We start from the raw sequence: 14,185 nt of genomic DNA, 5'->3' as shown, positions 1-14,185 counted from the left end.
TGTAAGTCGTTTGAAAATCAATATTTAGCATAAAAAAAAAGTCTTTTCAAATAAATGAAAAGACTTTTGTCGGGGTGGCAGGAGTCGAACCTGCGGCCTCCTGCTCCCAAAGCAGGCGCGATAACCGGGCTACGCTACACCCCGTAAGCGGGTGCAAATATATAACTATTTTTTGCTTATCCAAAACAATTTTTGAAATAAGAATATTTCTTTTAAAAAAGAATAAAGCATAATGAAGAACAAATTTCAACTGCAACAGGTTTTAGAGCCAAATTGCACTTCAGTTATCTTCAAATTTTCCGGTTGTTTTCTCTTAAAAACAAAAAAAAAATCTTTGAAACACGCACCAAACAACGATTATCCAAGGTTTATCAAATGTTAACAAAATAGATTTTCAAAAACCATAAATAATTGTATTTTTACGGTTCAAAATTCAGAAAATAAATGGGCAAAATCATTGCGATTGCTAATCAAAAAGGAGGCGTTGGAAAGACTACTACATCTGTAAATCTTGCAGCCTCATTAGGTGTTTTAGAAAAAAAAGTATTACTGATCGATGCTGATCCTCAGGCAAATGCTACATCTGGTCTTGGAATTGACGTAGAATCTGTAGAAATCGGTACGTATCAGATACTTGAACATAGTCACACCCCAAAAGAAACTATTGTTCAATGTTCCGCTCCAAATGTTGATGTGATACCTGCTCACATTGACCTTGTTGCCATCGAAATCGAATTGGTTGATAAAGAAAACAGAGAATACATGCTAAAAAAAGCATTAGAAAGTGTTAAAGACGAATATGATTATATCATTATCGACTGTGCACCTTCTTTAGGTTTATTAACCTTAAATGCCTTAACAGCCGCTGATTCTGTGGTTATTCCGATTCAATGTGAATATTTTGCACTTGAAGGATTAGGAAAATTACTGAATACGATAAAAAGTATTCAGAAAATACATAACCCTGATCTTGATATCGAAGGATTACTGCTTACAATGTATGATTCAAGATTACGTTTATCTAATCAGGTTGTAGAAGAGGTTCAAAAACACTTTAACGATATGGTTTTTGATACCGTGATTCAGCGAAATGTAAAATTAAGCGAGGCTCCAAGTTTTGGCGAAAGCATCATCAATTATGACGCAACCAGCAAAGGAGCAGTTAATTACATTAATTTAGCTCAAGAAATTATAAAGAAAAACAGTAAATAGTTTTTATGACAAAAGCAATTAAAAAACAAGCCTTAGGAAGAGGATTATCAGCATTATTAAAAGATCCGGAAAACGACATTACATCAGTAGAAGACAAAAATGCTGACAAAGTTGTTGGAAATATTATAGAGCTTGAAATAAGTGCTATCGAAATAAATCCGTTTCAGCCAAGAAGCAATTTTAATGAAGAATCATTAAGAGAATTAGCTACTTCTATTAAAGAACTTGGTGTAATTCAACCTATTACTGTTCGTAAATTAGAATTTAACAAATACCAGTTAATTTCCGGAGAACGTCGTCTTCGTGCATCAACTTTAGTTGGATTAACACACGTTCCGGCTTACATTCGTATTGCTAATGACAATGAGTCATTGGTAATGGCGTTAGTAGAAAATATTCAGCGTCACGATTTAGATCCAATAGAAATTGCACTTTCGTACCAGCGTTTGATTGACGAAATTCAATTAACACAGGAACAAATGAGCGAAAGAGTTGGAAAAAAACGTTCTACAATTGCAAATTACTTACGTCTTTTAAAACTGGACCCGATTATCCAGACCGGTATCCGTGATGGTTTTATCAGCATGGGGCACGGTCGTGCAATTATCAATATTGAAGATTTAGACGTTCAGACCGATATTTATCAAAAGATTGTAAGTCAGAATTTATCTGTTCGTGAAACGGAAGCTTTGGTTAAAAATTATCACGAAGGCCAACAGCCAAAAGCAGAAGGAAAACCGAAAGCTGATTCTGCATTTATTGTTAGGGAAACACAAAAAAATACCTTCAACGATTACTTTGGTTCGAAAGTTGATATAAAAGTCGCTGGCAATGGTAAAGGAAAAATTACGATTCCTTTTAATTCAGAGGCCGACTTTAACAGAATTATAAAATTAATAAACGGATAGTGAATAAAATTGTCCCCATAGGTTTGTTGTTCTTTCTCACAGGAACCGTTTCTCTTTTTGCTCAGGTAAAAGAAGACACGGTTTTGGTCGTTAAAGACACTACCAAGCTGCAGGAAATAGATCCTCTGACTCCGGCAAAAGCTGCATTTTATTCTGCAATTTTACCCGGTTTAGGTCAGGCATACAATAAAAAATACTGGAAAATCCCTTTGGTATACGGAGCGATCGGTACCAGTTTGTATTTTTACATTGACAATAACAAAAAATACCACGATTATCGTGATGCCTACAAAAGAAGATTAGAAGGATACAACAATGATAAATACGAGTTTTTGGACGACAGCAGACTTATTGCCGGACAAAAATTCTATCAACGAAACAGAGATTTATCGGCTTTATTTGTAGTAGGCTTTTATGTTTTAAACATTATCGATGCCAACGTTGATGCGGCATTGATTCAATTCAATGTAAATGAAAGATTATCATTACGTCCGGAAATCTATCCCGATGATGTAACTTTCAGGCCAAATGTCGGACTAACTTTTAATTACCACTTTTAATAGATATTATTTCTATTTAAAATCAAAAAATACATATAATGAAAATTGCGCTTTTAGGATACGGAAAAATGGGCAAAGTAATTGAACGAATTGCTTTGGAAAGAGGTCATGAAATTGTTTTAAAGAAAGACGAATTTAATACCTATGATGGCCTTTCGGGCGCAGATGTTTCTATCGACTTCAGTGTTCCTACAGCAGCTGTGGCTAATATTTCCGCAAGCTTTAATGCAGGCGTACCAGTAGTTTCGGGTACAACTGGCTGGCTGGAACATTATGATGAAATGATTGCTCTTTGCCATGATAAAAAAGGAGGATTTATTTCCAGCTCAAACTTTAGTTTAGGAGTAAATATTTTCTTTGGACTTAATGAATATCTGGCTAAGATTATGGCTCCGTTTGACACTTATAAAGTGACCATGGAAGAAATACATCATACACAAAAATTAGATGCTCCAAGCGGTACTGCAATTTCTTTGGCAAAAGGAGTAATTGAAAACAGCAAGTATTCAAACTGGACAATGGAACAGCCAAATGCAGATGAAATTCATATTGAAGCCAAAAGAATTGGTGATGTTCCGGGAACACATACGGTAACTTACGATTCTATTGTTGATAATATAGAAATCAAACACACGGCTCACAATCGCGAAGGATTTGCTTTAGGAGCTGTTATTGCTGCAGAATGGCTGGCTGGAAAACAAGGCATTTTCAGTATGAAAGATGTACTAAACTTACAATAACTGAATAAAATCAGAAGCAATAATCATTACTACTTCAGGTTTTAACTTAAATAAAATACTATGACATTATATCTTTGGTTTGTTTTTTTCTTAGGTGTACAAATTATTCATTTTTTAGGTACATGGAAATTGTATCAGGCAGCCGGGCGTAAAAGCTGGGAAGCTGCGATTCCTGTTTATAACTCCATTATTTTGATGAAAATTATCGGCCGCCCAACCTGGTGGACTTTATTACTTTTCATTCCGATTATTAACCTGATTATGTTTCCGGTTGTCTGGGTAGAAACCTTAAGAACTTTTGGTAAAAAATCTACTTTAGATACACTTTTAGGGATTTTTACTTTAGGCTTTTACATCTATTATGTAAACTATACTCAGAAATTAGAGCATCAAACCAACAGAAAATTAATTTCTGAAAACAAGGCTGCAGATACGGTAAGTTCATTACTTTTTGCCATTATAGTAGCGACACTTGTTCATACTTATGTTGTACAGCCCTATACAATTCCAACTTCTTCATTAGAAAAATCATTATTAATTGGTGACTTTCTTTTTGTAAGCAAAGTTAATTACGGCCCAAGAGTTCCGATGACTACTATCGCTTTGCCAATGGTTCATGATTCGATTCCATTTACAAAACAGAAATCGTATCTAAAATGGCCACAATTGCCTTATTTTAGATTACCAGCATTTGAAAAAATAAAACGAGCTGATATTGTCGTTTTTAACTGGCCTGCAGATACTGTACATTACTTTTATGAGCGCAAAGGAAACCCTGGCGTGATAAAACCGATTGATAAAAGATCAAATTATGTAAAAAGATGTGTTGGTATTCCCGGAGACAGTTTATCAATCGTTGACGGTTACGTTTTCATTAACGGAAAAAAATTAATCCTTCCGGAAAGAGCAAAACCTCAATATTCTTACACTATTGCATTTGACGGAAAAACTCCTGTCGATTTACAATCTTTAATTAAAGAACTGGATATTACTGACGGTGGCTATTTCAAAAATGAAGAGAAAAGAGATACTCTTGTATTAGGAGCTTTAACAGAAGCCGGTGCAGAAAGATTTAGAAATACTCCTGGTGTTGCTTCAGTAACCCGAAAAATTGACAAAGGAAATGATAATGCGATATATCCGCATATCAATAAAGGAAGCCAGGACAATATGGGGCCAATTTATATTCCTGAAGCCGGAAAAACAGTAGCATTGACAAATGAATCTTTACCGTATTATAAAGATATCATCACCAATTATGAAGGCAATACGTTGCAAATTGATGGTGCTCATTTTATAATAAACGGAAAACAAACCAACAGTTATACCTTCAAGCAAAACTATTACTGGATGATGGGAGACAACCGTCATAACTCTGAGGACAGCCGTTATTGGGGTTACGTTCCGGAGAATCATATAGTAGGAAAACCGGTTTTTATCTGGCTTAGCTGGGATACAAACGGAAAAGGGATTAACAAAATTCGCTGGAGCAGGGTTTTTACCACTGTTGATGGAGAAGGACAACCTCAATCTTACTTTAAATATTTCCTGATTGTTCTTGCCTTATATTTTGTTGGAGAATTTTTCTGGAGAAAAAGAAAAGAAAATAAAGCATAATTAAAATACGTTATTTTTGTTTCAGGTTTCAAGTTTCAGGTTTTTGTATAAACCTGAAACTTGAAACCTGAAACTTTTAAAACAAAAAAACATGAACTCCTTATTACTTCCTACCTATTTTCCGTCCATTAGCCACTTTGCAGTAATGGCACAATCTGAAAATATTACTTTTGAAATGGAAGATAATTTTCAGAAACAAACGAATAGAAATCGTACTTACATCTATAGCCCGAATGGAATTCAGTTACTGAATATCCCCGTTAAACATTCAAAATCCGTACATCAGAAAACGAAAGATGTTCTGATCGAAAATGAATTTGACTGGCAGAAACAACACTTTAAATCACTGGAAGCAGCTTACAGAAGCTCACCTTTTTTTGAATTTTTTGAAGATGATATTCTACCTGTTTTTGAAAAAAAACATACTTTTTTAATGGATTTAAATCTTGAAGTTTTAGATATTGTAACTAAATGTTTAAGAATGAAATTAGAGTATGGAAAAACAACTGAATATTTTCACGAAGTAGAAAATATTAAAGATTTCAGATATCTCGCAAACGGAAAAAAAGACGCAAATTCATTCGAAAAATATCCGCAGGTTTTTGATGACAAGCACGGTTTTATAAACAATCTGAGTGTATTGGATTTACTTTTTAATGAAGGTAAATTTGCTATGGATTATTTAAAAAACCAAAAACTATTGTAGAAATAGTATTTATATATTTTGTGAATCTGGAATTTATTCCATTGAAAGCCTTGCCATAATTGGGTAATGATCTGAGTTTTCAAAATCAGAAAAACTTTCAAAGTTTTTAACTTTCATTTTACTGTCTGAAAATATATAATCAATTCTTGCCGGGTAATAACGAAACTTATAAGTTGCTCCAAACCCTTCTCCGGCTTCTTCAAAAGCATCTTTTAATTTTCCTTTAATATTTCTGTAAACATATGAAAACGGACTGTTATTCATATCTCCGCAAATAATTATAGGGTTCTTGCACTGCTTGATATTCTCTTTGAATTTCTCTGCCTGCTCCTGCTGCTGTCTGAACGCCTTACTGATTCTTTTGTAAATCGCCTGAGATTTTTGCTGGTTTACATTATCAATATCATGTGAAATCTCATCTACATCCGGAGAAATTTTAATGGACTGAAGGTGCATATTATACACACGGATAACGTCTTTTCCTCGTTTTATATCTGCATAAATGACATTGTTACTTGAATTAGGAAAAACAATATTGCCTTCATACAAAATTGGAAATTTTGAAAAGATAGCCTGTCCTGTTTTAATCTGATTTCCGTCAATGAAGATATAGCGGTGCGGGTATACTTTTAAGTCAATATGAGCTGAATTTGAATATTCCTGAATACATAGAATATCCGGATCCTTCTCATCTATAAAAGTTTTTATATTAGATGGAATATCATCACGATCCAGCCATTTAAATACATTAAAAAGACGGACATTATAACTCATTACCGAGAAATCTTTTTCATCCTTTACATATTCTTTTGCAGAGAATTTGTAAAATTTACTGATAAAGGTAATTCCTGTCAATAATACCAGACCGGACAAAATAAGACGTTTTTTAAACTGAATTGCCCAATAAAGGAAGAACAATCCGTTCATAACGAAAAATGCCGGCATAAACAGCGTAAGCACCGACAAAAGCGGAAAGCTCTTGGGTGCCAGAAAGGGTAAAATATAAATACTAAATGTTACTACAGTCAGCACTATATTCAAAAAGAACATAATTTTATTAAACCAAGACAGGTTCTGCATGTTTTTTTCTTTATTACAAGGATTATTTTCCTGCTTTAAATAAAAATTCTTTTTCTTCTTTGGTCAGACAATCATAGCCGGACTGGCTGATTTTATCCAAAATTTCATCAATCTGTTGTTGCGTTTTATCTTTCGTAACAATTCTTGATGTTGGTTTTTCTGTAGGTTTTTTATAATTCTTATGAACTGTTTTGAAGGGGGTTGTAGGCGATTTCCTGAACAAATTGGCAAAAAAATCAATTGTTCTGGAAACAGCGATACTCAAATCAGTTCCATTTTGAAGCAATTTAATAAAAATAAATCCAAATACAGCACCCGCAAGATGCGAAATATGCCCGCCCATATTACCAAGGCGAAACTGCATTAAATCTAAAAGTAAAATTACTGCCGTGATATGCCATAATTTAACATTCCCAACAAGCAATAAGCGAACATTCATGAGTGGCTGATAAGTAGTCGTTGCGACTAAAATTGCCATAATTGCCGCCGAGGCACCAACTATTGAAGCCGTATAATTTAAAAAATAGTAACTCAATACAAAAACAACACCTGAAAAAATAGCACTCAAAATATACAATCCTAAATATTGTTTCTGAGTAAAAAAGGTTAAAAACAATGAGCTTGCAAAATTTAAAACCAGCATATTAAACAACAAATGCAAAAATCCGTCGTGGAAAAAAGCATAAGTCAAAAACGTCCAGGGCTTGAATAAAAAAACTTCAGGATCTGATGATAAAGCCAGCCAGTTCGGGAAAATAAATTGTCCTATGGCGAATTCGTAAAACACGAACGAAATCAGAAAACAGGCAATGTTCCAGTATATAACACGCATTGCAATACCGCCTAATTTATATTGTAGTTTTAAATCATCAAGAATATTCATAAAAAGCTTCTTTAGGTTTATTTTTCAATATTAAAGTTAAAAATTAATTCCAACGATTGTTATTAAACTGGTTTTTTTTCCAGTATAACATCATCAAGAAACCTGTAAGCGCTCCTCCAATGTGGGCAAAATGCGCAATTCCAGTTCCTCCGCTTCCAAATATTGAGCTTCCTTTAAAGCCCAGAAATAAATCTACTGCTAAAATTCCGGGAACAAAATATTTGGCTTTGATTGGTACCGGAATGAACATCAAAGCTAATTCTGCATTTGGAAACATAAAAGCAAAAGCGGTCAACAAACCATAAATAGCACCTGAAGCTCCTACGACTGTACCAATATAGGCGTCCGTAAAGCCATTAAATTGAGAAACTGATACCAAATCCTGCCATCTTGTGTCAATTCTTCCTTCGCTTAAAAGCTTTATGATGTCAGCTTTCTGATAACCATTTGCTATTAAAACATTCATTGTATCCTGAAAAGAATAATAATTTACAGCTGTATGTAATAACGCAGATCCCAATCCGCAGGAAATATAAAAAAACAAAAATTTCTTACCTCCCCAAAAATGTTCCAAAGCCGAACCAAAAGAAACCATTGCAATCATATTAAAAGCGATATGCATAATTCCTCCATGCATAAACATGTGCGTTATTGGCTGCCAGATTCCAAAATTTGGGTTTTCTGGAAAAAACATAGCCAGATACTCATAAGAAACCGGAACCAGCTGAGAACCAATAAAAAAGATAATATTGATTATTAATAATTGTTTTACTACGGGAGTCATATTCATCATAAGGCAAACTTTTTATCTATATCTTCCACACGCATGGTGATGAAGGTTGGTTTCTGAAAAGGTGAAATATTTGGATCTTTACAGGCAAATAATCCATTTACAAGATTATCCTGCTCTTTTTCGGTTAAATAAGATCCTGTTTTAACCGCTAAACTTTTTGCCATTGATTTGGCAATCGTATCATTCTGGCTGTAACTGCTGGCAGGGATTCCGTCCTGCAGGTCACTTAATAATTGTTCGATTACAAGAGAAACTTCACTTTCTGTAATATTTACCGGAATTCCCGAAATTACTACATGGTCGGTTTGTGCTTCTTCAAAAACAAAACCGGTCGTTTCAAGAGAAGGCTTTAATTCTTCTATCAATTCCATTTCACCTGTTGAATAAAACAAATTCAACGGAAACAATAATTGCTGACTTGAAGCCTGATTTACTGTCATATTCAGCAAAAACTGCTCATACAAAATACGCTGATGAGCACGTTGCTGATCTACAATTACCATTCCTGATTTTATTGGAGAAACGATATATTTTTTATGAATCTGATACGTTTTCTGAATCGCCTGTTCTACTTCTTCATCATTAAATAAAGAAGAAGTAACTTCTTCATTTTCGAATGTAAAAGGGGAACTTTCGATGCTTTCAGGATTTTCCAGATCTAAACCTACGTACAAACTTTCCCAGCTTGCTGTTGGCTCTACTTTTTTAGAATAACCCGAATATGAACCGGAACCGGAACTATTCCCGGAACTTACTCCGGAGCCAGAACCAGATTTAGAATAATGCTGGTTTGTTTTATCATCTGTAAACGGATTAAATGTTCCGTCAACCTGGATTGTTGGCGTTTCGGCTTCCATATCTTTATAGTGATATGGTGTATCCAAATTGGCATCACGATCAAAATCCAAAACCGGTGCAACATTAAACTGTCCTAAACTATGTTTGATAGAAGCGCGTAAAATAGCGTACAAAGCCTGTTCATCATCAAACTTAATTTCTGTTTTGGTTGGATGAATATTGATATCGATTGTATTGGGCGGAACTTGTAAATAAAGAAAATAGCTCGGCTGACAGCCATCTTTCAGAAGTCCGTCATATGCTGCCATTACAGCGTGATGCAAATAACCGCTTTTGATAAAACGATCGTTTACAAAAAAGAATTGTTCTCCTCTGTTTTTCTTTGCAAATTCTGGTTTGGAAACAAATCCCTGAACATTTATAATTTCAGTATCTTCATTTACAGGAACTAATTTTTCATTGGTTTTACCGGACATAATCCCCACAATCCTCTGACGATATCCTGCGATAGGCAAATTATATAATTCACTTCCGTTATGATAAAAAGTAAAATGGATATTTGGGTGTGCCAAAGCTACACGCTGAAACTCATCCATTACATGACGAAATTCAACGGTATCGGATTTCAAGAAGTTACGGCGGGCCGGAATATTAAAAAATAAATTTTTAACCGCAAATGAAGTTCCTTTTGGCAAAACGGCTACTTCCTGAGATACAAATTTACTGCCTTCAATAACGATATGCGTTCCCAGTTCTTCCTGATCCTGTTTGGTCTTCATTTCCATATGGGCAATTGCCGCAATAGAAGCCAAAGCTTCTCCACGAAAACCTTTTGTATGAAGAGAAAACAGATCCTCAGCCTGACGGATTTTTGAGGTTGCATGGCGTTCAAAGCACAAACGCGCATCAGTAACACTCATGCCCAAACCATTATCGATTACCTGAACCAGTGACTTACCGGCATCTTTGATGATTAGTTTAATATCGGTTGCTTTCGCATCAACAGCGTTTTCTAATAGCTCTTTCACAACTGAAGCTGGCCTTTGAACCACTTCTCCAGCGGCAATTTGATTAGCAACGTGATCCGGAAGTAACTGAATAATACTCGACATTAAAAAATTTGGGTTTAAGGTTGTTTCTTCGATTTCAGATTGTTATAAAATCTCAGATTGATATTGTTAATTTTATACTGGTTTTAAAAACCAAGGTGTACAAATTTAATGAATTTTGGTCGTGAATCAGAATATATACAATCATAAAAAAAACAAAAAACCTATACTATTTTTACACAGCATAGGTTTTAATATTTTTAAAACAATTGTGTTTATTCATTCTCTATTTTTCTTGGTGTCTCTTCAATTTGAATTGCACCGGAAGATAGCAAAGGCTGATTAAAAGGATGTGCTATTGAAGCCTGTTGGCGGATATACGCCATTTTTATAGCAGCAATTGCAGCCTCTGTTCCTTTGTTTCCGTGAATTCCTCCACTTCTGTCAATGGATTGTTGCATGTTATTATCTGTAAGAACACAGAAAATAACCGGAATATCAGTCTGAACATTAAGGTCTTTAATTCCTTGTGTTACACCTTCGCAAACAAAATCAAAATGTTTTGTCTGCCCCTGAATTACGCATCCGATTACAATAACTGCATCAACATTTTGTGTCTGCAGCATTTTTTTTGCGCCATAAATTAGCTCAAAACTTCCCGGAACATTCCAGCGGATAATCTGCTGGGCAGGAACATTGCAATCAATTAAGGCATCAAAAGCCCCATTATAAAGTCCTTCGGTTATAGTGTCATTCCACTCAGAAACAACAATCCCAAATCGAAAGTCTTTCGCATTTGGGATTGTGTTTTTATCGTATTCTGATAAATTTTTATTTTCAGTAGCCATCTTTTATATTTAAGATTTTAGAATTTTGATTTCAGATTGTAAAAATACAAATCTAAAATCTAAAATCTGAACTCTATAATAATAATTATTGTGCTAATCCGATTAATGCATCAACAGAAGCAGCTTCCGGAGTTGCATCAAAGTTTTCTTTGATATCGGTAAAATATTTTAAAGCATCCTCTTTTTGACCTAAAGCCAAAGCAGTTTTACCGGCTTTTAATAAGAAACGAGGCGTTGTAAAATCGTTTTTGTTAGATTCAGCAGCTTTTACATAATAGTCCAAAGCTTCTTTTTGTTGATTTTTTTGAGAGTAAGCATCTCCGATTGCACCTTTTGCCAAAGCACTTAAAATCAAATCTTCAGATTTAAATTCACCTAAATATTTAATTGCATCGTCAAATTTACCTGTGTTCAAATAAGCCATACCAGCATAGTAGTTAGCTAAGTTCCCGGCGTCAGTTCCTGAATACTGATCAGCGATTTGCACGAATCCGAATTTACCTTCAGAACCATTCAAAGCTAATTTGTATAAAGAATCGCTCGCAACACCATCAGTTGCTTTTTGGAAGTTTTGTTGCGCAACAAACATTTCATTTGCAGCTTCATCCTGTTTAGGGTTTTCAATAAATTTCTGGTAAGCCAAATATCCGATAGTCGCAACAGCAATACCAGCAACTAAACCAATAATGATTTTTTGATTTTTAGCAACCCAATCCTCAGTTCTTGAAGCAGTTTCATCTAATTTAGAAAAAACACCAGCTGTTGTGCTGTCTTTTTCGTCAATGATTACCTGTTGTTCTTCATTTACTTCTTTAACTTCCTTCTCTTTTGGTGCTTTATATCCTCTTTTATTGTAAGTAGCCATTTAAAATTAATTTAGTGAACGGCAAAAATAAAATTTTTATTGAAATTGACGTTAAAAAAATCAAATTTATCACTATTTTAAAAAAAATAATTTCAACAAGCGTAACTCCTTTTTGCTCAGTGGCAAAATAATTCATTCCGAAAAGCCCTAAAATCCTTTTATATCGATAATTTTCGATAATTTGCACCCTCAAATTTTGCTGCTCAAAAATGGCAGTTTCTATCCCAGAGTTTCTTAAAAAATGCATTTAAACAAAATTTCTTTATTCAATTATAAAAACTTCTCCGAAGCCAGCTTTGATTTCGACAGCAAGATTAATTGCTTTGTCGGAAAAAACGGAATCGGAAAAACAAATGTGCTTGATGCAATTTATCATCTGGCTTACGGAAAAAGTTATTTTAACCCTCTTGCCGTTCAAAATATTAAACACGGAGAGGAGTTTTTTGTGATTGATGCCGAACTTGAAAAAAATGACAGAACTGAGCAAATTGTCTGCAGTTTAAAAAAAGGTCAGAAAAAAATCTTAAAAAGAAACGGAAAAGCTTACGACAAATTTTCAGATCATATCGGATTTATTCCGCTTGTGATTATTTCGCCGGCTGACCGGGATTTAATTGTGGAAGGAAGCGAAACTCGCCGTAAATTTATGGACAGCGTCATTTCGCAATTAGACAGCACGTACCTGCACCAGCTTATTCAATATCAGAAAATAATTATGCAGCGAAATGCCCTTCTGAAGTATTTTGCGCTGAATCACGTTTTTGACAACGATACCTTATCCATATATAATGAACAGCTGGATGGTTTTGGAAAATCTATTTTTGAGAAAAGAAAAGATTTTCTGGAACAATTTATTCCTATTTTTAATAAACATCATCAGGCGATAACAGGTTCTGAAGAATCTGTGCAACTCGTTTACGAAAGCCATTTATTCGAAAAAGATTTACTGACTCTCCTGCAGGAAAATATTAATAAGGATCGCGCCCTGCACTATACAAGTTCCGGTATTCATAAAGATGATCTTTCTTTTGAAATTGATTTACATCCGATAAAAAAGTTTGGGTCGCAGGGCCAGCAAAAATCTTTTTTGATTGCTTTGAAACTGGCTCAGTTTGAATTTTTAAAGAAACAAAGCGGTGTAAAACCCATTTTGCTTTTTGATGATATTTTTGACAAGTTAGACGAAAGCCGTGTGGCAAAAATTATCGAAATGGTCAACAGCGAAACATTTGGACAGCTTTTTATTTCTGACACACACCCGGAACGTACCGAAGCGATTGTAAAATCGACACATCAGAGTTATAAGATATTTAATTTGTGATATTATTTGATGTCATTGGAATTTGATGTAATTTGTATCCGTTTTTACCATCAATCTCAAAAATAGAATCATTAAATTAGCCTGAATAAAACTTTAAAAAACAACTGCAATAAATAGTAAGTATATGTTAACAAAAGAATCATTGCAATTTTTAGACGATTTAAAAGCCAACAACAACAGAGACTGGTTTCAGGATAATAAAAAACGATATGAAATCTTTAAAAAAGATTACCATCAGCTGGTGAGTGATTTTCTGGATGCCATGAAACCTCTTGATCCTTCACTGGAATTATTACAAGTCAAAGACTGTACTTTTAGAATTAATCGTGACATTCGTTTTTCTAAAGACAAGTCTCCTTATAAAGCACATTTGGGTGTCTGGCTTTCGTCTGGCGCAAAAGGTGCGAATCGCTCGGGTTATTATGTTCATATAGAAAAAGGCGCCAGTTTTATTGCAGGTGGATTTTATTCGCCTGATGCTGCAGAATTAAAAAAAGTAAGGAAAGAAATTGCCTTTTTCCATGATGATCTGGAAGAAATTTTAAACGACAAAACTTTTAAAAAAGAATTTGGAAGCCTGGATGTAAACGAAGGCAATTCATTAAAAAGTATGCCCCGTGGTTATGAAAAAGACCATCCGGCAATTGAGTTTTTAAAACTAAAAAGCTTTACCACATCTCAAAAATATGATATTAAAGAAGTAACACAGAAAGATTTTGTTGCTAAAATGAGTCAAAAGTTAATTGCTTTAAAGCCATTTAATGAATTTATTAATCGTGCTTTAGAAACCGATGAAGAATTTTAA

Annotated in this window: 15 protein-coding genes and 1 tRNA gene; 8 read left to right on the top strand and 8 right to left on the bottom strand. The window is 34.3% G+C overall.

The features are described from left to right. Positions 1-69: 69 nt before the first annotated feature. A tRNA-Pro gene (locus tag DCO46_RS13605) sits at positions 70-144 on the bottom strand. Between the two features lie 300 nt (positions 145-444). On the opposite strand from DCO46_RS13605, the gene DCO46_RS13600 reads away from it, so the two are divergent. The 6 genes from DCO46_RS13600 to DCO46_RS13575 all read left to right on the top strand — a co-directional run bounded on the left by DCO46_RS13600 (position 445) and on the right by DCO46_RS13575 (position 5,743). Further along, positions 445-1,212, top strand: a complete 768-nt coding sequence (locus DCO46_RS13600) for a ParA family protein (RefSeq protein WP_029272236.1) — start codon at positions 445-447, stop codon at positions 1,210-1,212. Between the two features lie 5 nt (positions 1,213-1,217). After that, on the top strand, positions 1,218-2,120 hold the full coding sequence (locus DCO46_RS13595; protein ID WP_116753060.1) for a ParB/RepB/Spo0J family partition protein: 903 nt from the start codon (positions 1,218-1,220) through the stop codon (positions 2,118-2,120). After that, positions 2,120-2,680, top strand: coding sequence for a DUF5683 domain-containing protein (locus DCO46_RS13590; RefSeq protein WP_116753059.1), 561 nt, complete (start codon positions 2,120-2,122; stop codon positions 2,678-2,680). The genes DCO46_RS13595 and DCO46_RS13590 overlap by 1 nt, the downstream gene beginning before the upstream one ends. 38 nt (positions 2,681-2,718) lie before the next feature. Further along, positions 2,719-3,420: a 4-hydroxy-tetrahydrodipicolinate reductase gene (gene dapB, locus DCO46_RS13585; RefSeq protein WP_116753058.1), complete on the top strand. Its 702-nt coding sequence runs from the start codon at positions 2,719-2,721 to the stop codon at positions 3,418-3,420. A gap of 60 nt (positions 3,421-3,480) precedes the next feature. Next, on the top strand, positions 3,481-5,037 hold the full coding sequence (lepB, locus tag DCO46_RS13580; RefSeq protein WP_116753057.1) for a signal peptidase I: 1,557 nt from the start codon (positions 3,481-3,483) through the stop codon (positions 5,035-5,037). Positions 5,038-5,128: 91 nt separating this feature from the next. After that, positions 5,129-5,743: a WbqC family protein gene (locus tag DCO46_RS13575; protein ID WP_116753056.1), complete on the top strand. Its 615-nt coding sequence runs from the start codon at positions 5,129-5,131 to the stop codon at positions 5,741-5,743. Between the two features lie 33 nt (positions 5,744-5,776). On the opposite strand, the gene DCO46_RS13570 is transcribed toward DCO46_RS13575, so the two are convergent. The 7 genes from DCO46_RS13570 to DCO46_RS22695 all read right to left on the bottom strand — a co-directional run bounded on the left by DCO46_RS13570 (position 5,777) and on the right by DCO46_RS22695 (position 12,306). Next, positions 5,777-6,823 carry an endonuclease/exonuclease/phosphatase family protein gene (locus tag DCO46_RS13570; RefSeq protein WP_165828949.1) on the bottom strand — a complete coding sequence of 349 codons (1,047 nt, stop codon included), beginning with the start codon at positions 6,821-6,823 and terminating at the stop codon, positions 5,777-5,779. Positions 6,824-6,845: 22 nt separating this feature from the next. Beyond that, positions 6,846-7,706 (bottom strand): rhomboid family protein, encoded by an 861-nt coding sequence (locus DCO46_RS13565; protein ID WP_116753055.1) that lies wholly within the window; start codon positions 7,704-7,706, stop codon positions 6,846-6,848. A gap of 43 nt (positions 7,707-7,749) precedes the next feature. Then, a complete protein-coding gene (locus tag DCO46_RS13560) occupies positions 7,750-8,499 on the bottom strand; it encodes a rhomboid family intramembrane serine protease (RefSeq protein ID WP_116753054.1) in 750 nt (249 codons plus the stop codon). Further along, the gene (gene mutL, locus DCO46_RS13555; protein WP_116753053.1) at positions 8,496-10,409 is read right to left on the bottom strand and encodes a DNA mismatch repair endonuclease MutL; all 1,914 of its coding nucleotides are present in this window, start codon (positions 10,407-10,409) and stop codon (positions 8,496-8,498) included. The genes DCO46_RS13560 and mutL overlap by 4 nt, the downstream gene beginning before the upstream one ends. A gap of 212 nt (positions 10,410-10,621) precedes the next feature. After that, the gene (ribH, locus tag DCO46_RS13550; RefSeq protein ID WP_116753052.1) at positions 10,622-11,194 is read right to left on the bottom strand and encodes a 6,7-dimethyl-8-ribityllumazine synthase; all 573 of its coding nucleotides are present in this window, start codon (positions 11,192-11,194) and stop codon (positions 10,622-10,624) included. Positions 11,195-11,279: 85 nt separating this feature from the next. Continuing rightward, complete coding sequence (locus tag DCO46_RS13545; protein WP_116753051.1) at positions 11,280-12,059, bottom strand: tetratricopeptide repeat protein; 780 nt, start codon at positions 12,057-12,059, stop codon at positions 11,280-11,282. Beyond that, positions 12,043-12,306, bottom strand: a complete 264-nt coding sequence (locus DCO46_RS22695; RefSeq protein ID WP_116753050.1) for a hypothetical protein — start codon at positions 12,304-12,306, stop codon at positions 12,043-12,045. The genes DCO46_RS13545 and DCO46_RS22695 overlap by 17 nt, the downstream gene beginning before the upstream one ends. Here DCO46_RS22695 and recF point away from each other — a divergent pair. Both recF and DCO46_RS13530 read left to right on the top strand, forming a co-directional pair. Beyond that, the gene (recF, locus tag DCO46_RS13535) at positions 12,301-13,380 is read left to right on the top strand and encodes a DNA replication/repair protein RecF (protein WP_116753049.1); all 1,080 of its coding nucleotides are present in this window, start codon (positions 12,301-12,303) and stop codon (positions 13,378-13,380) included. The genes DCO46_RS22695 and recF overlap by 6 nt on opposite strands. A gap of 124 nt (positions 13,381-13,504) precedes the next feature. Beyond that, a complete protein-coding gene (locus tag DCO46_RS13530; RefSeq protein ID WP_116753048.1) occupies positions 13,505-14,185 on the top strand; it encodes a DUF2461 domain-containing protein in 681 nt (226 codons plus the stop codon).

Source organism: Flavobacterium sp. HTF (assembly GCF_003105115.1).
Classification (GTDB): domain Bacteria; phylum Bacteroidota; class Bacteroidia; order Flavobacteriales; family Flavobacteriaceae; genus Flavobacterium.
Note: the sequence above shows the minus strand (reverse complement) of the source record. Positions and strands in the feature narration are given on the sequence as shown.